Raw genomic sequence first — 25,098 nt, 5'->3', positions numbered from 1 at the left:
TTAAGCTAATCCACTGGTTAAGGTGATGGAGGGGCCGTGAAAACGCTGAGCACCGCAATAATCTCATCAATGCTTGGACGCATTTGAGGATCCACACTTAGGCTTCTTAGTATGATACTGGCAATCGGTGGAGGTATACGTGGATCCATGGGTGGCGTAATGCCCCTTAGGGTATACTGCTGCGGGTTGAAGCCCATGAGCATCTCGTACATTATTAAACCCAGGGAGTATACGTCAGCCTTATCTGTGGCTGCCTTATTCATAAGAACCTCGGGGGCTGAATACGCCAGTGAGAATTGGGATATTTCAACCCTCTGCCCTGCATAAACTCTTGAAGCCCCCAAGTCACCAAGCTTAACAACTCTCCTATTCTTATCCTTAAATAAAACGTTCTCCGGCTTAAGATCAAGGTGAAGCATACCCATGCTATGTAGTTCCTTTAAGGCAACAGCTATCTCGTAAGTTATCCTAACGGCCTCAGCTACATCTAACTTACCTTTCTCCCTAAGGTAACGTCTTAATGAACCATACTCCATGTAATCCATGACTATGTAAGGTGGATCCTCCAGGTAGGACTCAAGGTTCCTGTAGGGTAGTTTATCCTCATTTATGTGTATTTCATATACCTTAACCACCCTATCACTGTTAACCAGTAGGTAGCTAGTCATCTCCCTCTTAAACGATTGAACAACCTTTAAGTCACTGGCCAATGGAGTATTACTAGGACTAGTGTACCTAAGAACCTTAATAGCGTACTTCTCATTACCGTAACGACCCAGTAATACGTAACTGAAGCCTCCAATATCAATAACCTTCTCAATGTAGTAGCGACCACCAATCCATGCATCAACCCATGTTTCAGGCGGTGGCACACCCTTATGGAACCTCACCCTCCTGAACGTTGCTAATGCTGGGATTAGGAGAAAAGATGCTTGCGGTATGAAGACGAGTGGAATCGATGATAATGCAACAGCTAAAGCCCGCTTAAGCCTACTTGACTTAATCAGCGGTATTGTTAATACAAAGCTAGCCAGTATGCTTGGTGCAGCTTGAGATACGTTGGCATTTAATCTTTGGCTAAGGAGAATTAGCACTAGGGGGGATATTGAGAGAACATACATCACCCAAGGTGGGTACTTGTAGGTTGATTGAAGGGGACCACTGGATGCCCTCACTGCCATATACATTAATAGTAGGAAACTGAATATAATGTATATTAAGGAGTACGTGTTAGCTGTTGAAGTGACCACGAGCACATAATAAGCACCAAGTAGAAGGTAACGTAACCATACTGGTAGTTGAATGATTGTTAGTAAAACAGCCATTGAAACGCCTACCATGACTATTAACTCATTTACGAACCCTAGTGAATTAATGTTGCTATAGGTTATTAAGGCTAAGGCCAAGTATAGTGCACTTATTGTTGCGTAATTCTTAGCGAAGGGAAATAGAAGCACAGGGAGCATTGTTAACGTGGTTACTATTATCATAACCATACCTTCATTAAAGGTTATCCCAATGGCCGTCGTTAATACTGCTAAGGCTGAAGTCTCCGCAATCCTCTCAATTAAATCATAGTAACTATACCTTAATTCACTGCGCATTTCAGCTAAGCACCCCATGTAGGGTTTATTAACCTAGAGCCTAATGAAAAAGTAATGATGATTGAGGGTGTTTTAGTGGAGGGTATTGATGAGGTGATGGGATTAATTAAGGATAAAGTCATGATTGAAGCTCCAATAGGCCTTAATAAGGTTGCTGTGGCATTATCGAGAATAATCACTGAGAAGTATGGTGTTAAGGAGGTTATTGTAAGTGGTAGGAATGCTTGGGGGGCATGCGACATAATTGCTCCCCCACCTGGTTTTGATCTTATACACATTGGCCACGCATTACCCCCAAATATTGCTTCATTAATGAGGATGAATGGTTACGTTGCCGAGAAGAATGGTGTGAAGACAGTGATTACTGGTAAGGGGTTTAAAGCATATATTTTACCAGCCTACTATGTACCTGATGATGATGTTGTTGAGGCATTGGCTAGGAACCTAGGAAAGTATGAGGGTTCATTCGTCCTTTACCCAATTCTTTACAAGCTTTACGCGGAATCTCTGGCTAAGAGGATACATGGTACCGCATTGGGGCCATTCACCGGATGCTTCATGCCCGTTAAGGCTGATAAGGTTGTGGTTGTTTCAGGTGGTTACTTCTACGCATTGACTGCTAAGTTAATTAACCCAAGTTCAAGAGTAATGGTGGCTGATCCACATAGAGTTATTGTGGAGGATATTGAACCTGTTTACAGGAAGTACATTAGTTTGAAGGTTAATTCCCTGCTTAAGGCCATGGAGGCGAGGAGGATAGCCATAGTATTAACTAGTAAGCCAGGTCAAGGTAACATTAACCACGCATTAAGTGTTAAACGCAGGCTGCGGCAGAATGGAAAAGACGCCTTCATACTTTACGTTGACGAGGTTTCATCCGAAACTATAAACAATATTGATGCTGACGCAATTGTTATTGAGGCTTGCCCTAGGATATCATTAGATGACTTGGATAGGGTTAATAAACCACTTATAGCACCACTTGAGGTAAGGTACATTATTAACGGTAAGATAAGTGAATATAAGGCGGCGGCAGTAACCCTAATACCACTTAATGATGGGCAATAGTTTAAAGTCCTCCGCTCATATATTACTTGATTCATTATTAAAGGTTCCTTAAGATACTTAGCATAGTCTTAGCGTTCTCCAACATCCAGTGGTCATTATTGAAGAAGATATATACCTTAACTGGGTTAAGGGCCATTATTTCATTAGCGACTTCACGTAATTCACCATCACTATAATTGTGGAAGTACCAGTTACTTCTTCCATGCATCCTTAGGTAAACTACTCCATTATTAGACCCTACCCATTTAATATCCGGGGAGTCTACAGACACCACGGTGACTCCGATTTCATTAATAGTGTTAACTACATTATTATTGAACCAGCCGCGTTCCCTAAACTCAATCGCAACCTTTTCACCACCTCCTATTTCACTTATAAAGTCATGAAGCCTATTTAGGTTATCATCAGTGTACTTGAAAGATGGGGGTAATTGAATTAGGTAGAAGTCAATACTATTATTAAGTGGTTTAAACAATTCAATCATCTTACGCCACTCCTTAAGGGCATTACCACTGAGTTTAGCTACATGGCTAATGTACCTATAGGCCTTAATTGACCATCTTAGTGCCGAAGCCTTATTAACCCATGAGTTAACAACTTTAGGTTTAGGTAACCTATAGAATGATGAATTCAACTCAACTGCATTCAACCCACTATACTTAACATACCAATCTAGGGAACGACCCCTATTCCAATTGTATAACCAACCTGAAGTACCTACGTAAATTTCCACGTTAATCACCCAATTATAGTAATCTAAACCCTTGCCTTTTAAGGCATCTTCTCTTAGCTGACGGCTCCCTGTCTTGAAGGGTGGGGTTCTATACTCATTAGGGCGTCCCTCATGGCTCAAGCACCCCTCACAGGCGTGGCATCACACCTGCCAGACCCACAGCGCACTAACTTAAACATAATGCTCGCAAAACGCCTAATAAACCATACCCCACCACTAAAAAGCGAAACTTCTCATTAGATTTTATGAGCCCGTAACCTATATGCAGCATAGGTGAAGACGACTATGTGAAATAAAGGATTTATTATTAATGTACTAATGCCCACTGATAATTATGGTTCATAAGGTTGTTGCACACGTATCAGACTTAGAGAAGGTTAAGGCGGCGTTGATATCATGTAGGAACCTGCTTAATGATGTAAGTGATGTACAGCTTGAGGTTGTTTTTAACCAAACCGCCGTTAAGGCATTAGTTAAGGGTAGTGAATATGAGGATGATATTAATGAGCTTATTAGAATGGGTGTTCTGATTGTAGCGTGTAGAAATGCAATGAGGCTAAGTAACATTAATGAGGGGGAATTAATTAATGGTGTTGTAACCGTTAATGCTGGGGTAGGGGAAATTGTGAGGAAGATGGCTGATGGCTGGCTGTACTTAAGATTGTGATTAAGTCACTGTATTATTTTCTGAGTTACTCCCATTGGCATAATCCTTTGAAAATCATTGCCCTGGCTTACTTTGAGGCTTCTTCTTAGCCTTAGTAGCCTCCTCTATCCACTCTATCTTCCCTAGGAAGGGTTGCCTCATCGTCATTGATACATTCAACCTAACCCCATTGGCAGTTGATACGTAACTAACCCCCACTATCCTTGCTCTTACCACATCCCCTCTCCCAACCTTCTTCTGCCTATTCTTCTCCCCCATGAAAACACCGCTTTGCCTATCAAAGAGAACAACGTTTTCATCCATTACTTGAGATCTATGTACAAAGGCTGTCAGGGCACCAAGCCTAACGTGAGCACCATACTCCTTAACATCCACTACATCCCCTTCAACAATCTCATTAATTAGTGGAACAAAGACAAGGGCCTTAAATGAGACCTTGTGGTAGGTTGCACCGTCACCATAAACTATCACACCCCTCTTATCAACCTTAACGTCGAAGACTGCTACGAAGACTCCTAACTCCCTATCCACCCTACCCTCATAATTAGCCCTTAATTGCTCGTAGGCAATCTTATCAATAGGCTCATTAAACACTGAGGGGGGAACCCTAATGTAGTCCTCTACTGTTATTACCCTAAACACACCCCTACATGGATTAGGCTTATTTAAACCTTGCACCATAAGGCCTGCATAGGGAAATAAACCTTAAATAAGACTTAACAGTAAAGAAATGTTTATTAACACATAACTTAGTAGTGAACTCTTATGCTAGGTTATACGAATAGGATTGCGAGGGTTAATTTAAGCATTGGTAAGGTTTCAATTGAGGAAACGCCTGGGTGGCTAATAGACACCTTTATAGGTGGTAAGGGTTTCGTCTACGGTATACTATCCAGGGAGGTTAAGCCTGGCACTAACCCGTTATCAAGCGATAATAAGATTGTTATAGCTGCTGGCGCATTAGCTGGATTAGCCCCAGCGTCAGCGAAAACTATAGTGGGTGCAGTAAGCCCACTAAGCAACTTAATTCACGACACTAGCGTTGGAGAATGGTTCTCATACATGCTTAGGGGAGCTGGTTTCGATGCATTAATAATTGAAGGTGCATCCAATGAACCAGTGTACCTATGGGTGAATAAGGGCAAGGTGGAGATTAGGGATGCCTCAAGGATTTGGGGAATGACCACTAGGGAGGCCACTAGGGCTGTTAGGGAGGAGACTAACAGGGCTGCTTCAGTAATGGTTATTGGACCAGCTGGGGAGAACTTAGTTAAAATATCTAACATAATGGTTGAGGGTGAGAGAGCCGGAGGTAGGGGTGGTCTTGGGGCAGTATTCGGTAGTAAGAAGCTTAAGGCAATTGCAGCTCACGGTGTACCAGACATTAAGGTTGCTGACCCTGATGGGTTCCTGAAGGCAGCCCTCGACATATACAGGAGGTTCCAAACATCACCTAATACCTCAGAGTCTAGGGAGTTCGGCACAACCAATGGTTTAATGTACAGTGGCTCAATAGGGACAGCGCCAGCCTTCAACTACGGTAGGCCAAGGCTTGAGGAGGAACTTGCACGCAAACTCACTGGTGCACATTTCAAAGAAATCGGCCTTGAGGTTAACTTCCCACAGAAGCCCATTAAGATAATTGGTGCATTATGCCCAATTAAATGCTCAAGGTGGTTTAGGATACCTGGTGAAGAGGATTACGTTAAGCCTGAATACGAGACACTGGGCCTAATAGGCTCAGCCACAGGGGTCTTTGATGAGAGATACTTCCTCAAGGCTAATAGGTTAGCTAATGACCTCGGCTTGGATGCAATAGGTGTTGGTAACGTTATTGGGTGGGCCATGGAGCTTTACGAGAAGGGCTTACTAACAAGGGAGGATACTGGTAATGTTGAGTTAAGGTTTGGTAATGGTGAAGCCCTAGTTAAGATGATTGAGGACATAGCCTATCAAAGAGGGTTAGGGAAGGTATTAGCACAGGGTGTTGCAGACGCCGCCGAATTGCTTGGTAAAGGGGCAGAGTACGCTGTTCACTTTAAGAAGATAGCCTTACCGGCCTGGTACCCTAATGGCCCATTAAGGGGACTGGTGATATCATACTTAACGGCAGACGTTGGTGGAAGCCACCTTAGGGGCTGGCCACAGATGCATGATCCAGATACGCCACTTAAGAATACTGTGGAGTCAATGATAAATGATAGGGATAGGAAAGTTGTAATGGATGCGATGGGACTCTGCGTGTTTAACCCATACTCAGTGGATGATATGGTTAAGTTGTATAACTTAGCAACTGGTAAGAACATTAATGGTGAATACGCACTAAGGGTAAGCACTAGGATAGATACGATAGCTAGGATATGGCATATACTGTTAGGTTACGTGGATGTGTGGAGTCAAGTACCAAGGAAGATGATTGTTGATGAGCAGGGACCGAAGTTTAAGCGTGAGGAAATTGAGGAGGCTGTTAAGGAATTCTATAGGCTGAGGGGTTGGGATCCTGAAACTGGTTTACCAACCCATGAGTATTTGAAGCAACTTGGTATTGATTGGATGATACCGTATAGGGATGAGGCTGAGAGGGTTCTAAGGCAGTATGCTCCTCAAAAGTAGTGTTAAACCAACGTATATGAAGTAGACTGCAAAACCCATTATTGCAATTCCCGAAATCACCCTAACAATAACTTCATACTTACCCCCAAGGTACTTCTTCCCAGTGTATACTGCCAGTGGATACGTGACTATCCACATTAAAATACCTGTGAATAAGCCTGCAATACTGAATACACCCATTATTGATATTAACGTTAACCCGGCTGATAACCACCAGCCTATTTGGTAAGGATTCGTGATGCCCATGGCGTACCCTTTAGTGTAATTCCTAATTACACTGCCTAAGCCATGAACACTAGTAGTAATGTTAGAGGACCTTAACATTAACACTGCTAAGTATATCATTACGCCGCCACCGATGAAGTACACATATGATACGTAGGGCTTCACAAGCCTATACAGGAAGTAGGTTAACACCATTAGGGTTGCGTCAGCTGACATTGCCCCAGCCCCCACTGCAGTACCGTGAAGAGGAGTCTTCAGGGCCTCAGCAGCTATTAACGCATTCATGGGACCTGGTGGTACAGCCAGAGATAAGCCTAGGGCTAAGCCAAGTAGGTACTCATACACGGCGTCAATCATTACCTAAGCTTAGGTTGGCTTAACTTTTAAACATTGAATGAACCTCATTAAAGTCGAGGCCCATAACCAGTGGTTCAGTGGAACATTAACGGCGCATACTTACTTACGTATGGGTACTTGCCTAAGGCCCACTCATCCACGTTAACCCCAACCCCACTACCCTTAAGTCCTGTTAAGCTTACTTCCCCATCCTTAACCTCTACATCTATATCATATATGTCTTTCACCCAAGTCAGTGGCCATTCAACAATAGCTATGCTACTCATTACTGAAGCCGCGTGAAGTGTGTATAAGTGAGCTAGTATTGACTTATGAGGCCTATGGTGAGGGGCCACTGGTTTACCTAATGCTGCAATTGCCTTAACAACGTCAACGAACTTAATTAAACCCCCCACCTTAGATATGTCTGGTTGAACATAAGTTAACCCAATATGTGCCAATTCCCTGAACCCATGAATATAGTACTCATTCTCACCAGCCGCTATTGGCACTGGCGACTTATTAGCTACGTAAGCGAGTAGTTCATAGTCATTTGGAGGCCATGTTGGTTCCTCAACCCAGTAAGGTTCATACCTATGCACCTTATTCAGGAAGTCTAACGCCTTCTCAGGCTTATCGAAGGCGGCGTTTAAGTCTAATGCAACGCTAATACCATAACCAATGTTCTCTCTAATTGCCTTAATGGACTCAAGGGCATCGTTAACATGTTGATGAAGCTTAACAGTGTTAAACCCGCTATTTAATGCCTTATTAACAGCCTTAACAACGTAGTCAACTATTGAGTACCTGGGGAAACTGGCGTAAACCGGCAACCTATCTCTAACCCTGGGGCCTAGTAAGTCACTAACCGGCTTATTAAGGTACTTACCTAGGGCATCCCATAGGGCCATTTCAAGACCCCCAATGGTACCCGTCACAACACCACATAGACCCGCTGTAAACAGGAGCTTCTCAAGTCTACTAATTAACCTGTATATATCGCTTGCATTTTCAATTAATTCACCGGTAACCGCTGGGGTTACAACATCATTAAATACCCCAACGTATGAATCAACGATACCACTACCGTAAACCAGTACCTCACCCCAGCCAACAACATCGCCCAACTCAACCTTAACGTATAATTGACGACCCCAGGCTTCCTGAAATACGGTGGGTGGATCATCAATGTACTGTATTGAGATGGGTATTGGTTTAACTGTGGTTAACTTAGGCATTTCAATTCACGCACTCACGTATAGTTTAATGGGTGAGAATTCATCATGCTGCAGGGTCTCAGCTGCAGTTAACCTACCATTCATTACCCTTAACGCATAGTTTAGTATCCTGTCTCCAGCCTCCTGAAGGCTTACCTTAAGCTTCAGTAGGTCGGAAACATCAACATCAATGTGTTCACCCATCGCCATGATAGTCTTCGGGTTAGCTGAAATTTTAACCACCGGTATTATTGGATGACCCACGACATTACCTTGACCAGTGGTGAAGAAGTGCAGCACGGAACCCTTAGCGGCGAATAGTGTTACAGCCTCGGCTGCGGCTGATGACGTATTAACGAAGCATAGGCCCGCATTCCTTGGTACTGGATCAAGGTAGTCCGCAACGCATGTAATTGGCCTAGTGCCCAACTTCTGTATGTTACCAAGTGCCTTCTCCTCTATTGTCGATAAGCCACCCTTAATGTTACCTTCAGTTGGCTGTGAACCAAGTAGGTCAACTCCTTCCCTCTCAATAACCTCAATGTACTCGTTGTAGATTCTCATGAATTTTTCCCTTAATTTAGGATCCTTTATACGGCCGGCAACAATATCCTCTGCACCGGTTAATTCTGACGTTTCACCAAACATTACGGTGTTACCTAGGTCCACTAACTTATCTACAGTATACCCTAATGCTGGGTTTGAGGCTAGGCCGGATGTAGTGTCCGACTCACCGCACTTAATGCTAAACATGATGCTTGTTAAGTCAACCTCAGTCCTCTGTACTTCCCCAGCATCCTGCACAAGCTCCTTAGCCTTCCTAGCAGCCATCTCAATAGTCCTTAAGTCACCGTTACCCTCAATACCAAACACGTACACTGGTTTACCCGTCTTAGCTATCGCATCCGCAACCTTATTGGCCCAACTATCCTCAATACCAATAACTATGGCGCCATAGACGTTAGGGTTAGCCCCTGTACCAGATAGTACATGAAACAGTAGGTCCAGGTCCCTACCAAACTGTAACCTACCGTATGGGTGTGGTATGGCTACGGTACCCCTAATTAACTTAGCTACACCTAAGGCTGCGGTGTTTGATAAGTCATCAATGGGTATTACGGCTACGTGGTTTCTTACCCCTACGCTTCCATCGGGCCTAACGTAAGCCTTAATGGTTGGGTACTTGTTTGCCATTGCGATCACCTCTTTTTACCTAAATTACTCCATCTTAGTGATTTTAAATTATGTATATGAACATGCTCCCCCACCTTAATGTCCTTCACCGCAACCCCAATCACCCTACCATACTTAATAACCCTTTCACCAGCCTTAATGTCCCTTAGGGCTATCTTGTGACCAAGTGGAATATCTTCCATAGCCTTAATTACTGGTCCATTGGACTTATCCTCAATGTATATACCTTGAGCCTCATCCCCAGCCTTAATATCCTCTATAGCCACACCCACGTTATCCTCCCTATTATGTATTGCGAATTTAGCCATAATAGGCGGTTAACTGTAGAGTTTTATACTTTTCCGTATACATTAAGAACTGAATATAACTATTGAAGTGTTTACTTAAATATTTAACATTAAAGTTAAGCATTGAATTAAGGAATATTTGAATAATATCTAATGCACAACATTTAAATACTAATGCTTGGGCTATTTCAATATGAGCAGTGAAAATAAGGTGAACTCCAGTAAGGAACCATTCTACTTTAAGTCGTTTGATAAGATAATAGGAACCGCTCATAATGTCTCTGAACTAGCCAGCGAGTTTAAACGTCTATTAACCTCCAATGAGGAGGCCTTAAGTTACCACTTAAGGGAAGGGCATATTACCCAGTGGCTCAGGTATATTGGTGAAGATGAACTAGCCAATAAGTTACATGGCGTTACTGAGCCTCACAGGGCCCTTGAGATAATAAGCAACCACATAAGTAGAGTTAATTTAAGTGAAGCTAAAAGAACCAATAGCCCGCAAGCTAAACCCCATAGAAAACCCAGTGCAGGTAAGCGGCGTTAGTTAAAAACCACTTAATTAGCTTCAGTAACCAAGGTCTTAATGTCGTTTAGGATTATTGGACGTGAGGGAGTTTTACTGGCCGTAGCTAACTCCATAACCGGTATTATATGGGGTGCTAATTCAGTCGTATTATCGATATATATGCTTAACACGGGCATGAAGCCGGCGATAATAGGTACTGTTCTTGGTGTTTTCTCACTCATGAATGCTCTAGGGTCATTAATTACCGGTTATCTTTCAGACTTCATTAATAAACTAAACCTATTCACCGCATTCTCATTAGCAAGTGGTTTACTAATACTGCTACTAATGACTGGATTACCACCTGTAATAGCTGTTGCATATTCACTCATGGCGTTACTTAACCGTAACGTGATCTCAATTGCCATTGTTGGTGAATACGCTAAGCGAAGGGGGGTATCTAGTGAATTCTTCAGTTTATCATCATCACTTAGCGTAGTCTTTAGCGTAATTGGGTCTTCAATAGCGGTATTACCCAGCTACATGGGTAGGATTGGGTATGACCTGATCTTCATTATTGAGGCATTATCAGTGTACCTATCAATTCCAATAATGCTCAAGGTTGTTAAAAGAATAGGCATTAACATGTCTGAAGTTAAGATCAGTGGGGTTAGTTTAAGGGAGTTGAGGGAGTTAAAGTCATCGTGGCTACTTAAGAGACTCCTACCTGAATCCTTAATAGGGCTTGGTGCTGGTGTTATAATACCGCTCTTTAGCCTATGGTTTTACTTAAAGTTTCACGTTAGTCTCAGTAACCTAGGCATAGTATATGCTGCGTCAAATGCAACATTAGCCTTAGGCACATTAACAGCACCTGTAGTTTCAAGGGTACTGAAAAGTAGGGTTACATCAGTAATATTACTTGAAGGCTCAGCAACAGGCATACTGGCTTTAATGCCAATTATAGTTAATCTACCTGCATTACTGTTCCTTTTCATAGTTAGAAACACATTAATGAACATGGCGAACCCTCTACTAACATCATTAATCAATGACCTGGTACCTAGGGAGGAAAGAGGGAGGGTTTTCGGTGTATGGAACATGATATCATCGATACCACGTGCCCTAGGTCCTGGAATAGGGGGTTACTTAATAGATTCAGGCTACTTAGACTTACCACTATACATAACATCACTATTATACGCAATTGCAGTGATCTTATTCTACGTTCTACTTAAGGATGTTGAGAAGATGAGTAAGGTAACCGCAGTTAGGTGACCTCACATTAATTAAGGCACCGCAGAACCTTTAGCAATTGGTGAAAAATTCTACAGCTTAAATTAATACAACCCTAGCTTTAATAGGTAGACATGGGTATTTTAGATAGACTGGGTGTACGTAAGGTTATTAATGCCTGTGGCACACTTACAGTGCTTGGTAGTAATAGGGTTGATTCAGAGATTTTAGGTGCAATGAAGGAGGTTGCGGATTCCTTCGTAGACATGAATGAACTCTTAGTTAAGTCAGGGGATTATATTGCTAGGTTGCTGAACGTTCCTGGAGCCTTAATAACAAGTGGTGCTGGATCCGGCTTAGTACTGGCTATTGCAGCTGCAATTACTGAAGGCGACATTAATAAGATGAGTAGGTTACCGTTCACCGATGGTTTAAGGAATGAAGTGGTGGTGCAGTATCCGCATACTGTAGGTAACCCATATGTCTACTTCATTAATATCCCAGGCGGTAAATTAAGGATTACTGGCTCCCCAAGGGGGGTTAGTGAGAGTGACATTAGGGGTGCCTTAAATGATAAAACCGCCGCAATTCTACATTTCCAATACGAACCACAGGAGGGTGAAGTAACTTTAAGTAAGGTTATTGAGATTGCGCGTGAATTTAACATACCGGTTATAGTGGATGCTGCAGCTGAACTACCTCCATTAATTAACTTAACGAGGTTTATTAGAATGGGGGCTGACCTAGTAGTCTTCAGTGGGGGTAAGGATATTGGGGCACCTGGTGATACAGGCTTAATCCTGGCAAATAACCTTAAACTACTCAATGCATGCAGGTTAATGAGCCCATTCAGCTATATTAGTGTTAATGGCCAGACCAGAGTATTTATAGGTAGGGTTATGAAAATTAGTAAGGAGGATATTGCGGCTTTCATTGCAGCACTGGAGAGGTACATAAGCATTAACCATGAGGAGAGGTTAAGTTTAATGAATAAGATGGCTGATGAAATATTAAGTGAATTAACGGCAGCATTCCCAAGTCTTAAAATTGAGAAGAGGGTGAATCATCCTGGGGAGAGGATAAGGCCGGTGACTGTACCTAAGGTTGAGGTTAAGTTACCGGAAAATTACACGAAACTATACATTAGGCTACTGAAGGAGGGGAATCCACCGATTTATGCATGTGAATGCGACGGTAACTTATGCATTAACACTCATACTTTAAGGGAGGATGAGGTTAAGATAGTTATTAAGCGGTTAAAGGAGGTGATCAGCATGAATCCACCAAGTAAATAACCATCGGCTTCAAATTAAATTAGACTTAACCTATATTTGTTAATTCCAATTCTGAATCTTATTAGGGTTAATTATGCCTTAGGTGAGATTATGGAGGGAAGCTTTATTTATATGTGCTACCAAGCCTAAATTAAATGATAGAGAACCGGAAGGATGAGCATCTTAGGATTGCCGCAACGAGTAATGTTGAGGAGGGTAGTTCACTTTTTGATGAAGTTCAATTGATTCATAATGCCCTACCTGAAATGGATTTTGATGACGTTGAACCAGGAACCACAATCTTCAGTAAGAGACTTAGCTTCCCCTTCATAATAGGGGCCTTAACAGGTGGCACTGAAACTGCAGAGAGGGTTAATGCAACCTTAGCTAAAGCTGCTGAGGAGTTAAACGTAGGAATGTACGTTGGGTCCCAGAGGGTTGCTATAATGAAGCCTGAGACTGCAGGAAGCTTTAAGGTTGTTAAGGAGAACGCCCCAAGCGCCTTAAAGATAGCTAACCTAGGTGCGCCTCAGGTTTCAAGACTAAGCGACAGGGAATTAATTGACTGGGTTAATGAAGCTGTAGACATGATTAACGCTGATGCTGTGGCAATTCACCTTAATCCAGCCCAAGAATTGTTTCAACCTGAGGGTGAACCATGGTTTAAGGGCGTGTTAAGTAAACTGAAGCTAATTAGGAGGGTTACTAACAGACCCCTGATAGTTAAGGAGGTTGGTAATGGCATATCCATGGAGGTTGCTAGAGTACTTGCGGATATTCCACCGGATGCAATCGATGTGGCTGGTCTTGGAGGAACATCATTCATTAAGATTGAGTCCATTAGAAGGGGGGACACTACTGAAGCTGACGTGTTCAGGAATTGGGGTATACCAACACTTCTATCAATATGCGAAGTCAGCAGTGTTTACGATGGTTTAATATTCGCCTCAGGGGGAGTTAGGAATGGGTTGGATGGAGCTAAGGCAATAGCCGTTGGTGCTGATGCCTTCTCAATGTCAAGGCCCATGCTTCTTTCAGCGCTTAAGGGTTATGATTCGGTTAAGGAAACCATTAATAAGGTAATGTGGGAGTTTAAGGCAGCAATGTTCCTGACAGGCTCGAGAAAGGTGAATGATCTTAAGAAGGCACCGGTTGTAGCAAGCTTACCCATACTCCTATGGCTTATTCAAAGGGGGGTTAGGTGTAAGTTAACCATGAGCATATATGATACTTTAAAGCCAATAGCCAGCGTCCTAATAAGTAACTTAATTAATGAGTGAATTAAACACTGAGGATACTTCATCCACGAATTAAATGTGAGTAAAGCTGGTAACTAGAGCCTTATTGACTCCCTTAAGCCACTTATGGCTTTTCTGAGTAATTCATCAAGACTACATGAATATAATTCAATCATGTCAAGCCCTATCTTGAGCTCATTTAACTTATCCAGCATCATATCCGTTATCTCATAAAGATTACCACCCTTTATTTGATTCCCAGTTAACACCGTCTCACCGTTAACATTAACCCTTACTCTTTGCCCCTCATTCTCCAGTTCAATTAAGTAGCCAACCGTTGTTAATTCGTAAATGTAGTAATCCGTGGTATAGAGTTTAAGGAAGTTCCTGTACTTAGCTAGGTTATTCATAAGAGCACTAACTACATCAGCAGGTTCAGGTAACTTAAACTTATATTCACTGAAGTATTCGACATAAACATTGGAGTATATGTCAATTATGAAATCAACTGGCACATCGCAGCCAAGTATGTACGCAATCTTTAACTTAGCATTGTAGGATGGGGTTACATCCCTCTTAGCCTTCACGTCTAATTTACCCCCCTCAAGTGAGACGTTTAGGATGAAGTACTTCATTAAGGCTCTCTTATTCATGTGGTACACTATCCATTCCTCATTCCTCTTACACATCGTGATTAACTCATACTCACTACTAGTCAACTGAACGCATTCATTAAAATGCTCAGTGGAAACCTTATTGATGCTTATTCCTGGTTCTAAATTATTCATTAAATCCTCTACATTAGTGACTACGTACTCTATTATGCCTGAATCAAGCCTATAATCATACTCATTTAATGGGTAATACTTAAACACCTCCTGGGGGAGAAGGGGTTCAACATAACCTAGCGTAACGATCTTACCTATGAAGGCCTCCTTAATTACATCCTCATTAATAACCTTAGCTAACGCCTTTAATTTAACCACATTCACTGCACACTCACCTCAGTAAACATCTTTTAAGTATTTAAGCTGAAGGCGTTAAACTAGGTTTCAAAATATCTTAACTGATGCTTAATTTACATTAAACATGTTAAAAAACCTTAAATGAGATATTTCTAATCAGCTGAGTTGAGGCGTAATGTTTTAAAGTAGTGGGTATTAGCGATGCCTTATGCCTATAAGTGACCCTGAGAAGCTTAGGATAGCTGTTGAACACAGGTTTGGTTACTGGATATGCAGGAGATGCGGGGCACGGAACCCTATTGGGGCTGAGAAATGTAGGAGGTGTGGTAGTAAGGATTTAAGACCAAAGAGGTTTAAGCATTAATCCTACTCTGCTCCTTACTTCCACTATTCATTAATTCACTTAGACTGGTGGGTATGCTTAATCCCCACTTCTCGAAGGCTTGCCTAATGCTTATTACCCTGCAGTCACTGGTTCCGTAAGTTTCACTAAGCTTTTCAACACCCCTGCAGTAATCAGGGTGGAGTTTAGTTAAATTAACCCAAATCCACCTGGATGTCACCGGGAACTTATCCATGACGGTAGTGAACATTAACCAAGCTATTAACCTAATTTCATGGAATGCCCCAAGCCCTGTTCTAAGGGGTATGAAGTTTAGGAAGAATTCCCTAGCGTTCATTTGAACCCAAATCCTACTAGCCATGGCATTAGGTAAAACATACCTAGCATCCTCCGGTGCTTGGCTTCCCCTTAAATTAACGTAGCCCTTAGCTGCAGAGTCAATTACGTTACTCATTAGGTTTAATGCGTCAGGTGGTATAATGAATCTTAATTGACCCTTAACGTAATCCACGTACCTCTGGCTCTCCTGCCAATAGGAGGCTATCCTATGCCTAATTAACTCGTGGGTTAAAGCTCTACTACCTTCAATAAGCCATTGTGCGCCCATGAATTCGAATACGCTTGAATGCCCATCCTTAAGGAAGCTCAGTATCCTCCTTCTAACAATACTTTGATCAGTCCTAACTCTCTCCAATGCCTTATCAATTGAGTAACCCCTGTATATTACGTCAGCCATAGCTGCAGTAATATCCTCACTACCCCAGGTGGTTAGCAGGGTCACGGATGGCTTAATTAAGGAGTAAGCCACGTTAAATTATATTCGCTTAGGTTTAAAACTTAATTGTTCGCTTCAGGATATAATTCAAGAGAATTCGCTACTTAACCAAGTGATCTAAGTACTCTAACCATCTCATCAACATCCATGTTACTCATCGCTAAAGGTATCTTCTCCCTCCTTGCAACCTCAATGCCTAAGTAATCTGGCTTATCTAAGCCATGAAGCACTACTATAGATGGCTTAAAGTCAACGAAAGCCATCATAGCCTTTATAGCTACTAAAGGTGACCTACCGTACCTAGTATTAATGAATATTGCGGCTCTTTGGGTTGTTGAACCATACAGTTTAAGGTACTCGTATGATGGCACATCTAACAGTAATTTAATACTGTCAACCATGGTGTATCCGTGAATATCCATTCTTACTGCTGGAGGCACTACAAGGGATGCGTTTATGGCCTTTAGAAATGTTTCAAGACTTATTGGATTAACGTAATCCTTCATGTCAATTATGGCTAAAGTGTACTTATCACCAACGGATAGTTGTTTGATAAGTAATTGAAGCCTTGAACCACCCTTCTCAAGCTCAATATCTATTAAGGCTCTGACGAATTTCTTAATGAAGTATGACCCAGGTGACTTTCTCCTACCTGATTCATAATCACTGATTACGCTAGGGGTGGTTGATAATTTTATGGCTAATTCAGTCTGAGGTATGTTAAAGTACTCCCTCCAGCGTTTTAGCTCCTTACCTGGTGAATCAGCCATCACTATTGAACCCGCTATTAATGTAGCGACTTTATCCACTACCGTATTTTCAATAGTTTCCTCCACGGTTTCTATGAGACCAAGCTCTTTAATACCTTTTCGCTTAATTAGACATGAGCAAGACAAACAGTCTAAAAATGGTTTTACTAACAAATCTACGGCAATTCATCCTTTAGTCTTCCTTCAGAAGATTTACCACTACTTCCATTACTGTTTTACCTCAATATACCTATGAGGGACCATGAAGAAACCGTGAGGTTCCTATGATTAAAAAGAATTGAAATTGCTAGTATTACATGAGTCAGCCTTTAATTTAACAATATCTATGTTACCTTATATATAAGCACTTAGAGGTAATTGTCACTAACATAACTACAGTAATAATCATCTAAATGTCAAGAAATTGACAGTCTATTTCATTTATGTACTAATATTTTCCAAAATATATTAATCATGATGATTGTTTGAGTTAGTCGTGGTTGCCTATTTTTAAGTAGTTTCAATTAATATAGCAATATTATATATAATATATTATAGCGTAAAATTTATAAGGATGTATTGTAATATATTATTATGTCACCTAAAACTACAGTATCAGTAATAAAGGCTGATATTGGGGGAATACCTGGTCATGCTTGGGTTCACCCAAAGATACTTGAGTACGCTAGCAGTAGACTCAAGGATGCTGTTAAGAGTGGGTTACTAATCGACTACTACGTGTTTAATGTTGGAGATGATATGAGCCTATTAATGACCCATGATAAGGGCATTGATAACCCTGAGATACATGGATTAGCGTGGAGCATATTCAAGGATGCAACCGAGAATTACGCTAAGAAGTTTAAACTATATGGGGCTGGACAAGACTTACTTAAGGAGAGCTTCAGCGGTAACGTAAGGGGGCTTGGGCCTCAGGTGGCTGAGATGGAGTTTGAGGAAAGACCCAGTGAGCCATTAATAGTATTCGCTGCCGATAAGACTGAACCAGGCGCGTACAACTTACCCATGTATAAGATATTCGCTGATCCATTTAATACCGCGGGCCTAGTTATTGACCCGCAGATGCATGGTGGATTTAGGTTTGAGGTAATAGATGTTTATGAAGGTAAGGTTTACCTGCTTGACGCCCCTGAGCACATATACACTATACTAGGCCTAATAGGTACACCTGGAAGGTACATTATTAGGAGAGTCTACAGAAGGAGTGACCTAACCCAGGCCGCTGTAGTCAGCGTAGAGAGGCTTAACCTAATAGCTGGCAGGTACGTGGGTAAGGATGACCCGGTAGCCATAGTTAGGGCCCAGCATGGTTTACCAGCAGTAGGTGAGGTACTTGAGGCATTCGCCCTACCCCACCTAGTGGAGGGCTGGATGAGGGGTAGCCACACTGGTCCATTAATGCCGGGTAGGTTCGTAAGTATTGATCAGGCTAATAAGATAGCCATGGGTCCTAAGATGACTAGATTTGATGGACCACCCAAGGTTGGTGCATTAGGCTTCCAACTGCATGATGGCTACTTAGAGGGCCCAGTGGACATGTTTGATGATCCGGCCTTTGACTTAAGTAGGCAGATTGCGGCCTTCGTAACAGACTACATTAGGAGGATGGGGCCTATAATGCCACATAGGTTACCGCCTGAAGAAATGGAGTACACGACCTTACCCCAAATATTATCAACGCTTAAGTCAATTCCAGTTGAGGAGTATGAGAGGAATAGGTTAAAGTACTTGAGTGAGAAGGTAGGCTCAGTAGTGGTGGCTGGAGGAGGCGTTGGTGATTAAGCTTAAGGTTGCTGTGGGTTTTTAAACCGAGTTTTTACATAATAATCTTAATCACCATTGTTCAATATATTCATTATATTAACGTTAATCATGCTTCTAACCGCATCCTCAAGCCTACCTGCCTCCTTAACCTCACTGGTCGTGTATGTTAAGGCTGAGTCCCCGTTGCATGGCTTAACAGGTATTATCCTCCAAGGTTCCCTAGCGTACTTAATAACCACGTAAGCCTCCCCACCAGCCCTACTTGCGAATTCAAGCAGCCTATTAACCTTATCACACTGTATGCTTATTGGAGTTGGCTTAGCCCTATACTTAACCTCAAGTATAATCACCTTACCCCTAAACATTGCTACCAAGTCTGGGGCGAACCTACGCCTAACCCCACCCCCACTTGCAGGCGCCCTAATTACAGCGAACCCAAGGCTCCATAGCCAGTTAGCTAACTCCCTCTCATAATTAACCCCCCTACGCCCAAGCGGCATATTACCTACTTAGGCTAGTGTTATTAAGTTTAATAAGTAACGGGTGGTAACAAGCGGGGTTAACATTACCCTACTAGCCCTAACGCCTAAATCTACGTCTCATAAGTAGAAGGGGTAATGGCACTACTGAGGCTATAATCATCATGATCCACGGTAATGATGAATCACTCATAACGGCGGTGAACAATGGGCTTAGCCACATGCCGACAATCATGTTTAAGGTATTAACCGTCGCAAGCCCCATGGTTGGGTTCAAGTCATTAACAACTAGGGCGTAGGAGGCGGTAATCATAAGCTCACTGGTGTAACCCACTATTAGTGTTGAAGCAATCATGGCGTAGGGATTAAGTGTTATTATGAGTAGGAAGGATGAGGAGCCCAACACTGCTGGTATAATGACAAGGAGCTCCCTCCTACTTGTTAAATCAGCCAGCTTACCCGATAAACCACCTATTAGGCTTGAGAAGAGGAGGAGTGACGTTATTAATGATGCATTAGCTAAGCCTACCCCATGATTAACCGCATAGGTGGGTAGTAAGTTACCTGTAGCGTAATTGGCACCCCAGTATCCGGCAGTCGCTAAACCCACCAGTACCGCACCCTTGCTTATTGATAAACCAGCATCAATAGGCCTATTAAGTGGTGAACAAGTCTTAAGAAGCATTACAGACTCCAGTAAGCCTACCAGGCTAATTGCAAGTACTGCAATCCTCCAGTTAACCATAGTGTAAACAACCCCATAAACCAGCCCAACCCCAGCCCCAGCGCTAAACACTGCATTATATATACCTAGCATTAAACCCTCCCTACCCGGGTATAGGTTAGTCACAACTGTGGCTGCTGTGGAGAAGAATAGTGCAGCACCAATACCAGCCAATAGTCTTAGGATTAGTATCTCATTGAAGCCCACGCTGAAGGCCGTAGCTACTCCAGCTATTGATAATAGGGTTAATCCAATTACCGCAGTTTTAACATTACCAATGTACCTAGCTACAATGCTTGCTGGTATTTGGAATGAACCAGCCCCTATTATGAAGAAGAGGGGGACTAGGCCGAGTTCATAATTTGGTACGGCGAACTCCTGCCTAATTAACGGTAAGGCTGGCGCTAGGTAGTACCAGTAGATGCTGTATATGAATCTGGCAACCATTATGTTGGTTACCGCTATTGCTTTACTTACCATTGGATCCGCGTTAAGGGCCAGCGTTATTAAGCCTTAAACCACATGCCTATGATTAGCCAGGTTTAATGAATCCCTTGAAGGGTTCACTATCCTTAGGTATACTTATCTTAACTAATCCATCATTAAACAACACTAGGAACTCACCCCTAGCTAACCACCCCCCAACAGCCTTTAAGTGTTCATCAACCTCACTTATGAGGGCTGCCCTATACTGCCTAGCATCAATCTCAATCCAAACCTCAAGTATCTTAATATTATTAAGACGGTATAGAATCGGGACAATGGTATAATCATGTTCCCCAGGACCAACGTAATCCATAACCCTAACCGCATAGTCATCATTAAGCTTAACTATAATTGTATTCTCAAGGACCTCCATTAACCTAGCTAACTCCTCACTATTCATTGCTATTACTGTGTTGGGTTGCTTAATTTGTTTTCTTCAATGGGTAAAGTTTAAAAATAGGATATTTATCCCACTACTATGGATCTAAGGACAGTAACCTCACTGGTGCTGGTGGTTATACTGGTTGCGGCTGTGGGCTACTTAGCCTACAGGGTTAATCAACCAGTTAAACCCACCACAACTACATCGGTTGTGACATCAGTAGTAACCACTACTGTTACATCAGCAACAACAGTAACCACCACTTCAGTTAATACAGTAACAACAACCTCAGTTACCACCACTGTAACCACGGCTACAGTAACTAGTACGGCCACCATTACGTCAACAACCACCATTCCGGCTCAATCCCTCAGGATCGCATCCCTGGATCCAGCTTGCTCCCAAATACTATTCTCCTTGGGTCTAGGTGATAAGGTCATTCTACTTGATGTTTATTCAAAACAAATACTGAGTTACTTCAACGTAACGATACCATCAAACGTCACAGTGCTTAACTCAATATGGCCTGTACCATCAATAGAGGCTGTGGTTAATGCATCCCCAACGATAATATGCTACGACCTAGGCTTCTATGGACCAAGTAACCTAGCCTCCTTCTCAAGTATAGGTATACCGTTAGTAATAATAAACGGAACCGCTGATAAAACATTCCAGCAGATTGCGGCAGACGTCTACTTAACGGCCAAGGCCCTTGGCGTACCTGAGAAGGGATTAACGGTGGCATCTTGGATAATTAACAATGTTAAGTCTATTGAAGATAAGGTGGCCGGCTTACCTAAACCCACCGTTATATTCATGGATTGGTATAACCCGGTCTACTCACCGTCAAACATAACCTTCATAGGCTATGAAATAACGGTGGCAGGGGGTCTAGACATAGTTAACACGACTATACCATGGCCAACGTTAACGCCAAGCCAAGTAGTGGCTTACAACTCAGACTATATAATAGCCAGTGACTTCATGGGTAACTGTTCATCAACATTAGCGGCGATAATGCAGATCCCGGGGATAAACTACACTAAGGCCGTTAGGGAGAGGCACGTTTACATACTGGGTAACTTAGCTACAAGCCTAGTTGAGGAGCCAGGGCCATTATCAGTTTATGGAGCTGAGGTTATAGCCGCTATCCTGCATCCTGAGGCTTTTGGAATAAGTAATGTACCCCAATGCATAAGTAGTGAATGGGTGATGAGTAATCTAAGGCCAACTTTCCCAAGTCAGGAAGGCTAAGTGACTCATAATGAGTAGTTCACTTGTTAAAAAAGCAGTGTATCTTCTAGTCCCAATCCTACTATTAGCTGGTTTCATTCTAAATCTAATACTGGGTGAAGTTAACGTACCCTATAGTTGCCTAATACACTGCAGTCAAGTTAAGTACAGGATCATAATAGACTACATTAGGTTACCCTCAACTTTAGCATCAATACTAGTGGGTTATATACTCGGTGCCTCAGGTGCCGTTATGCAGGGCATGTTGAGGAACCCCTTGGCTGAACCCTTCACCACTGGTATAGCTAGCGCGGCTGTTTTAGGTGGATTATTGGGATACTTAATGGTCCTTGTCGGTAAGTTAACTGGACTCTACGCAACCCTAGCCATACCCCTATTAGCCCTAGCAATGGCCTTAGCATCATCACTGGTGGTGGTTATGATGGGTTCGAGACTTGGGGTGATTGGCCTAATACTAATGGGTATTCTAATAACTCTACTCTCCTATGCAGTATCAATGATACTTATGCTCATCATTGAGTCCATTAACCCCACAGCCTCAATGCAGCCCCTTTACCTACTTTACGGTAACATAAGTGGAATACTTTGGTGGCAATTCTACATCATACTAGCCTCAGCTGCACCAACAATGCTTGCCTTGGCTCACTCGTCGAGGTACGTGGACTTACTAATGCTTGGGGATGATGTAGCCAAGGCCAGTGGAGTAAACCCAGTGGCTGTTAGGAGGATCCTAGTAACCTTAGTCTCAATACCATTAGCCGTATCCCTAGCCTTCACTGGGGTAATAGGGTTTGTAGGCATAATAGCACCGTATGTGGTTAGGCAGATGACTGGAAGAGGTTCAGGTAGTATTACAATACCAATCTCTGGTATTATGGGATCCCTAATACTAGCCTACTCCTACCTAGCCTCTAGGATAATGGTTAAGGGGTATGTAATACCCATAACGGCTGTAACAGGATTAGTGGGAATACCACTACTAATGTGGATGATAGCGAAGGGTGGTTTTGGTGCATCAACATAAGGTACTGGTGGAGTTTAAGGAGGCTCACATAGGTTATGGATCAAGGATAGTGGTTAGGGGACTGAGTCTAACCGTTGAAGAGGGTGGCTTAACAGTTCTCCTAGGCCCCAATGGTAGTGGTAAGACAACCATAATGAAGGCGATATTTGGTTCAGCAAGGGTGATTAAGGGCCAGTTAATAGTCAATGGTTCAGTGGCCTATGCCCCAGCGGAGTTGGATGGTTTAGTTAACTTAACGGTATTGGAGACTGTTAAGACAGCTAGGAGGGGTTATAGGTGGGTTAATGATGAGGAGGCTAAGCGTGCCTTAAGGGAAATAGGCATTATTAACCTAGCCAACTTAAGGTTAAGTGAATTGAGTACGGGTCAGAAGAGATTAACCATGATAGCTAGGGCCATGGCGAGTGGGGCTGACCTGATACTCATAGATGAACCAACTGCAAACCTGGATCCAGGCAATAGGCGTAGGATAATTGAACTAATACTAAGATTATCTAAACAAGGCACTGTAATGGTGGCAACCCACGATGTAGACATAGCCTTGGCGGCAAAGCAAGTAGTCATGGTGAAGGACGGCTACGTAATAGGTGTGGGGGAACCAAACCAAGTGTTAACGGAGGAGAAGCTAACCCAACTATACGGCATAAGAGCAAGGCTCATTAAGGAAAACAACGAGGAGCATGTAATATTTCCATTATATTAAAAATCATCAAGATGAGTAACTCATGATTTTCCGTAATAATCAATAATAATTCAGAAGCAGTTAAAGTAGAATGGGAAAAGCGAGTCAGTAAACACATAAGTCTTAACCCAACATTAAAAGGTTGTGGCTTTTAATTATTAACTTTAGATTAAATACCCTTTAATCACTCACCTTAAGTCCTTAGCCATAATTACTTCATGGACACCATTCAACGTCATATTTTTTAAGAATCCCGCTATCTCATAGTTATGTTTAAGGTAGAATAATATTGCGGCGTGATTTATGTGCGATACCATTAACCATATTTTCCTAACTCCACGTTCACTGCATAATCTTTCAGTTTCCTCTAATAATAGGGATCCAATGCCTCGCCTTGAGTATTCAGGTAAAACACCAATTATTGATACGTACGCAGCATTATAATCACTTATAGTGAAGTTAACACACCCTACTATTGAATCGCCCTCAACAGCCACCATTGTTATACCATCCAATGCGCTCTTCCTCACATTCTCAGGCGATAACTTCTTCTCAAGCCACTGCGATCCAGGTAGCTTCATATACCACTCAAATGCTCTTTTAAGAACCCTTGAACATTCGACTTCATCCCCATCCCTGAACTCTCTTATAGAAATCATGGTTTATTTACACTAGATGATGTTAAAAATTTCACTGGGGAAACTTGGGAATCGTAGAACGGGACTAATCATGATTAGTATAGTGGTTTTCACTGCGTGTGTTTCCGTAATTAATGAGCCTCCTTGATTAATTCAGCGTCCTTAATTACTCTCTCCAATGCATGCTCAGAGCCCTGCTTAAAGTGCCTAATTATCCACCTACCCATTGGCATTAGGAGTGGGTGAAGTTTAATGTTCCATTCGCTGGTTAATTCCCCATTCATAACCTTAATGATATGAGTACCCTTAAATGGGCCCTTCAGGAAATTGAAGATAACCGTATAATCACCCAACTCCACGTATGCCATACCATGGTTTAGTGGGCCCTTAAATGCGAACTTTACATTAACTAGGAGTTTACCTCCACTATTTCCCACTATTTTAACTTCCCTATGGCCATGCCAATACTTTGGGTATTCTTCAATCATAGAGATGATGCTCCATAAGGTGTCCCTAGGTACGTTGATCCTCTTAGTAACCTTGAATTGAATCATCACTAGGTTAATTCATAATTATTAATAATCCCTTCGCGCTTAATGCCTTAGGTTCACT

General features: G+C 42.3%; 27 protein-coding genes. 12 read left to right on the top strand and 15 right to left on the bottom strand.

Features of this window, described 5'->3' with window-relative positions; translation table 11 throughout:
- Nucleotides 1-17: 17 nt before the first annotated feature.
- The gene (locus Q0C29_RS06810) at nucleotides 18-1,604 is read right to left on the bottom strand and encodes a serine/threonine-protein kinase (protein WP_291999906.1); all 1,587 of its coding nucleotides are present in this window, start codon (nucleotides 1,602-1,604) and stop codon (nucleotides 18-20) included.
- A 54-nt stretch (nucleotides 1,605-1,658) separates the two neighbouring features.
- Between Q0C29_RS06810 and Q0C29_RS06805 the strand changes: the two genes are divergently transcribed.
- Nucleotides 1,659-2,672 (top strand): diphthamide synthesis protein, encoded by a 1,014-nt coding sequence (locus Q0C29_RS06805; protein ID WP_291999905.1) that lies wholly within the window; start codon nucleotides 1,659-1,661, stop codon nucleotides 2,670-2,672.
- Between the two features lie 37 nt (nucleotides 2,673-2,709).
- On the opposite strand, the gene Q0C29_RS06800 is transcribed toward Q0C29_RS06805, so the two are convergent.
- On the bottom strand, nucleotides 2,710-3,405 hold the full coding sequence (locus tag Q0C29_RS06800; protein WP_291999904.1) for a DUF72 domain-containing protein: 696 nt from the start codon (nucleotides 3,403-3,405) through the stop codon (nucleotides 2,710-2,712).
- Between the two features lie 334 nt (nucleotides 3,406-3,739).
- Here Q0C29_RS06800 and Q0C29_RS06795 point away from each other — a divergent pair, with 334 nt between their 5' ends.
- Nucleotides 3,740-4,072 (top strand): DsrE family protein, encoded by a 333-nt coding sequence (locus Q0C29_RS06795; RefSeq protein WP_291999903.1) that lies wholly within the window; start codon nucleotides 3,740-3,742, stop codon nucleotides 4,070-4,072.
- Nucleotides 4,073-4,126: 54 nt separating this feature from the next.
- Here the strand turns inward: Q0C29_RS06795 and Q0C29_RS06790 are convergent, their stop codons facing one another.
- Complete coding sequence (locus Q0C29_RS06790; RefSeq protein ID WP_291999902.1) at nucleotides 4,127-4,714, bottom strand: DNA-directed RNA polymerase; 588 nt, start codon at nucleotides 4,712-4,714, stop codon at nucleotides 4,127-4,129.
- A 123-nt stretch (nucleotides 4,715-4,837) separates the two neighbouring features.
- Between Q0C29_RS06790 and Q0C29_RS06785 the strand changes: the two genes are divergently transcribed.
- Nucleotides 4,838-6,685: an aldehyde ferredoxin oxidoreductase family protein gene (locus Q0C29_RS06785; protein ID WP_291999901.1), complete on the top strand. Its 1,848-nt coding sequence runs from the start codon at nucleotides 4,838-4,840 to the stop codon at nucleotides 6,683-6,685.
- On the opposite strand, the gene Q0C29_RS06780 is transcribed toward Q0C29_RS06785, so the two are convergent.
- The 4 genes from Q0C29_RS06780 to Q0C29_RS06765 form a co-directional block, all read right to left on the bottom strand.
- Nucleotides 6,659-7,267 carry a LysE family transporter gene (locus tag Q0C29_RS06780; protein ID WP_291999900.1) on the bottom strand — a complete coding sequence of 203 codons (609 nt, stop codon included), beginning with the start codon at nucleotides 7,265-7,267 and terminating at the stop codon, nucleotides 6,659-6,661. The genes Q0C29_RS06785 and Q0C29_RS06780 overlap by 27 nt on opposite strands.
- Nucleotides 7,268-7,341: 74 nt before the next feature.
- On the bottom strand, nucleotides 7,342-8,484 hold the full coding sequence (locus Q0C29_RS06775) for a mandelate racemase/muconate lactonizing enzyme family protein (protein WP_291999899.1): 1,143 nt from the start codon (nucleotides 8,482-8,484) through the stop codon (nucleotides 7,342-7,344).
- A gap of 6 nt (nucleotides 8,485-8,490) precedes the next feature.
- Complete coding sequence (locus tag Q0C29_RS06770; RefSeq protein WP_291999898.1) at nucleotides 8,491-9,657, bottom strand: UxaA family hydrolase; 1,167 nt, start codon at nucleotides 9,655-9,657, stop codon at nucleotides 8,491-8,493.
- A gap of 5 nt (nucleotides 9,658-9,662) precedes the next feature.
- The gene (locus Q0C29_RS06765) at nucleotides 9,663-9,965 is read right to left on the bottom strand and encodes a UxaA family hydrolase (protein ID WP_291999897.1); all 303 of its coding nucleotides are present in this window, start codon (nucleotides 9,963-9,965) and stop codon (nucleotides 9,663-9,665) included.
- A gap of 172 nt (nucleotides 9,966-10,137) precedes the next feature.
- Here Q0C29_RS06765 and Q0C29_RS06760 point away from each other — a divergent pair, with 172 nt between their 5' ends.
- The 4 genes from Q0C29_RS06760 (at nucleotide 10,138) to fni (ending at nucleotide 14,242) form a co-directional block, all read left to right on the top strand.
- Nucleotides 10,138-10,491 carry a hypothetical protein gene (locus tag Q0C29_RS06760; RefSeq protein ID WP_291999896.1) on the top strand — a complete coding sequence of 118 codons (354 nt, stop codon included), beginning with the start codon at nucleotides 10,138-10,140 and terminating at the stop codon, nucleotides 10,489-10,491.
- Between the two features lie 39 nt (nucleotides 10,492-10,530).
- Nucleotides 10,531-11,730 (top strand): MFS transporter, encoded by a 1,200-nt coding sequence (locus Q0C29_RS06755; RefSeq protein ID WP_291999895.1) that lies wholly within the window; start codon nucleotides 10,531-10,533, stop codon nucleotides 11,728-11,730.
- Nucleotides 11,731-11,822: 92 nt separating this feature from the next.
- Nucleotides 11,823-12,983, top strand: coding sequence for a DegT/DnrJ/EryC1/StrS family aminotransferase (locus tag Q0C29_RS06750; protein ID WP_291999894.1), 1,161 nt, complete (start codon nucleotides 11,823-11,825; stop codon nucleotides 12,981-12,983).
- Between the two features lie 134 nt (nucleotides 12,984-13,117).
- Entirely contained in the window at nucleotides 13,118-14,242 is a 1,125-nt protein-coding gene (gene fni / locus Q0C29_RS06745; RefSeq protein WP_291999893.1) for a type 2 isopentenyl-diphosphate Delta-isomerase, read from the top strand.
- Between the two features lie 53 nt (nucleotides 14,243-14,295).
- Here the strand turns inward: fni and Q0C29_RS06740 are convergent, their stop codons facing one another.
- Nucleotides 14,296-15,192 carry a hypothetical protein gene (locus Q0C29_RS06740; protein ID WP_291999892.1) on the bottom strand — a complete coding sequence of 299 codons (897 nt, stop codon included), beginning with the start codon at nucleotides 15,190-15,192 and terminating at the stop codon, nucleotides 14,296-14,298.
- 181 nt (nucleotides 15,193-15,373) lie between these two features.
- Between Q0C29_RS06740 and Q0C29_RS06735 the strand changes: the two genes are divergently transcribed.
- Entirely contained in the window at nucleotides 15,374-15,529 is a 156-nt protein-coding gene (locus tag Q0C29_RS06735) for a 50S ribosomal protein L40e (RefSeq protein WP_012186193.1), read from the top strand.
- On the opposite strand, the gene thyX is transcribed toward Q0C29_RS06735, so the two are convergent.
- Both thyX and Q0C29_RS06725 read right to left on the bottom strand, forming a co-directional pair.
- Nucleotides 15,519-16,316, bottom strand: coding sequence for an FAD-dependent thymidylate synthase (thyX, locus tag Q0C29_RS06730; protein ID WP_291999891.1), 798 nt, complete (start codon nucleotides 16,314-16,316; stop codon nucleotides 15,519-15,521). The genes Q0C29_RS06735 and thyX overlap by 11 nt on opposite strands.
- 71 nt (nucleotides 16,317-16,387) lie before the next feature.
- Nucleotides 16,388-17,119 carry a transcriptional regulator gene (locus Q0C29_RS06725; protein ID WP_291999890.1) on the bottom strand — a complete coding sequence of 244 codons (732 nt, stop codon included), beginning with the start codon at nucleotides 17,117-17,119 and terminating at the stop codon, nucleotides 16,388-16,390.
- A gap of 507 nt (nucleotides 17,120-17,626) precedes the next feature.
- On the opposite strand from Q0C29_RS06725, the gene fbp reads away from it, so the two are divergent.
- Nucleotides 17,627-18,835 (top strand): fructose-1,6-bisphosphate aldolase/phosphatase, encoded by a 1,209-nt coding sequence (gene fbp / locus Q0C29_RS06720; protein WP_291999889.1) that lies wholly within the window; start codon nucleotides 17,627-17,629, stop codon nucleotides 18,833-18,835.
- Nucleotides 18,836-18,882: 47 nt separating this feature from the next.
- On the opposite strand, the gene hjc is transcribed toward fbp, so the two are convergent.
- The 3 genes from hjc to Q0C29_RS06705 form a co-directional block, all read right to left on the bottom strand.
- Entirely contained in the window at nucleotides 18,883-19,317 is a 435-nt protein-coding gene (gene hjc, locus Q0C29_RS06715; RefSeq protein WP_291999888.1) for a Holliday junction resolvase Hjc, read from the bottom strand.
- A 79-nt stretch (nucleotides 19,318-19,396) separates the two neighbouring features.
- Nucleotides 19,397-20,500, bottom strand: coding sequence for an MFS transporter (locus tag Q0C29_RS06710; protein ID WP_291999887.1), 1,104 nt, complete (start codon nucleotides 20,498-20,500; stop codon nucleotides 19,397-19,399).
- A 52-nt stretch (nucleotides 20,501-20,552) separates the two neighbouring features.
- Entirely contained in the window at nucleotides 20,553-20,906 is a 354-nt protein-coding gene (locus Q0C29_RS06705) for a hypothetical protein (RefSeq protein WP_291999886.1), read from the bottom strand.
- A 78-nt stretch (nucleotides 20,907-20,984) separates the two neighbouring features.
- On the opposite strand from Q0C29_RS06705, the gene Q0C29_RS06700 reads away from it, so the two are divergent.
- The 3 genes from Q0C29_RS06700 to Q0C29_RS06690 are packed head-to-tail and all read left to right on the top strand — an operon-like array spanning nucleotide 20,985 to nucleotide 23,869.
- Entirely contained in the window at nucleotides 20,985-22,142 is a 1,158-nt protein-coding gene (locus tag Q0C29_RS06700; protein ID WP_291999885.1) for an ABC transporter substrate-binding protein, read from the top strand.
- A 10-nt stretch (nucleotides 22,143-22,152) separates the two neighbouring features.
- Nucleotides 22,153-23,166: an iron ABC transporter permease gene (locus Q0C29_RS06695; RefSeq protein WP_291999884.1), complete on the top strand. Its 1,014-nt coding sequence runs from the start codon at nucleotides 22,153-22,155 to the stop codon at nucleotides 23,164-23,166.
- Entirely contained in the window at nucleotides 23,153-23,869 is a 717-nt protein-coding gene (locus Q0C29_RS06690; protein WP_291999883.1) for an ABC transporter ATP-binding protein, read from the top strand. Before Q0C29_RS06695 ends, Q0C29_RS06690 begins: the two co-directional genes overlap by 14 nt.
- A 167-nt stretch (nucleotides 23,870-24,036) precedes the next feature.
- Here the strand turns inward: Q0C29_RS06690 and Q0C29_RS06685 are convergent, their stop codons facing one another.
- The gene (locus Q0C29_RS06685) at nucleotides 24,037-24,507 is read right to left on the bottom strand and encodes a GNAT family N-acetyltransferase (protein ID WP_291999882.1); all 471 of its coding nucleotides are present in this window, start codon (nucleotides 24,505-24,507) and stop codon (nucleotides 24,037-24,039) included.
- Nucleotides 24,508-24,617: 110 nt separating this feature from the next.
- On the bottom strand, nucleotides 24,618-25,040 hold the full coding sequence (locus Q0C29_RS06680; RefSeq protein WP_291999881.1) for an SRPBCC family protein: 423 nt from the start codon (nucleotides 25,038-25,040) through the stop codon (nucleotides 24,618-24,620).
- Nucleotides 25,041-25,098: the final 58 nt, after the last annotated feature.

Source organism: Caldivirga sp. (assembly GCF_023256255.1).
GTDB lineage: Archaea > Thermoproteota > Thermoprotei > Thermoproteales > Thermocladiaceae > Caldivirga.
The sequence above is the reverse complement of the archived record's forward strand: the minus strand, read 5'-3'. Positions and strand labels throughout refer to the sequence as shown.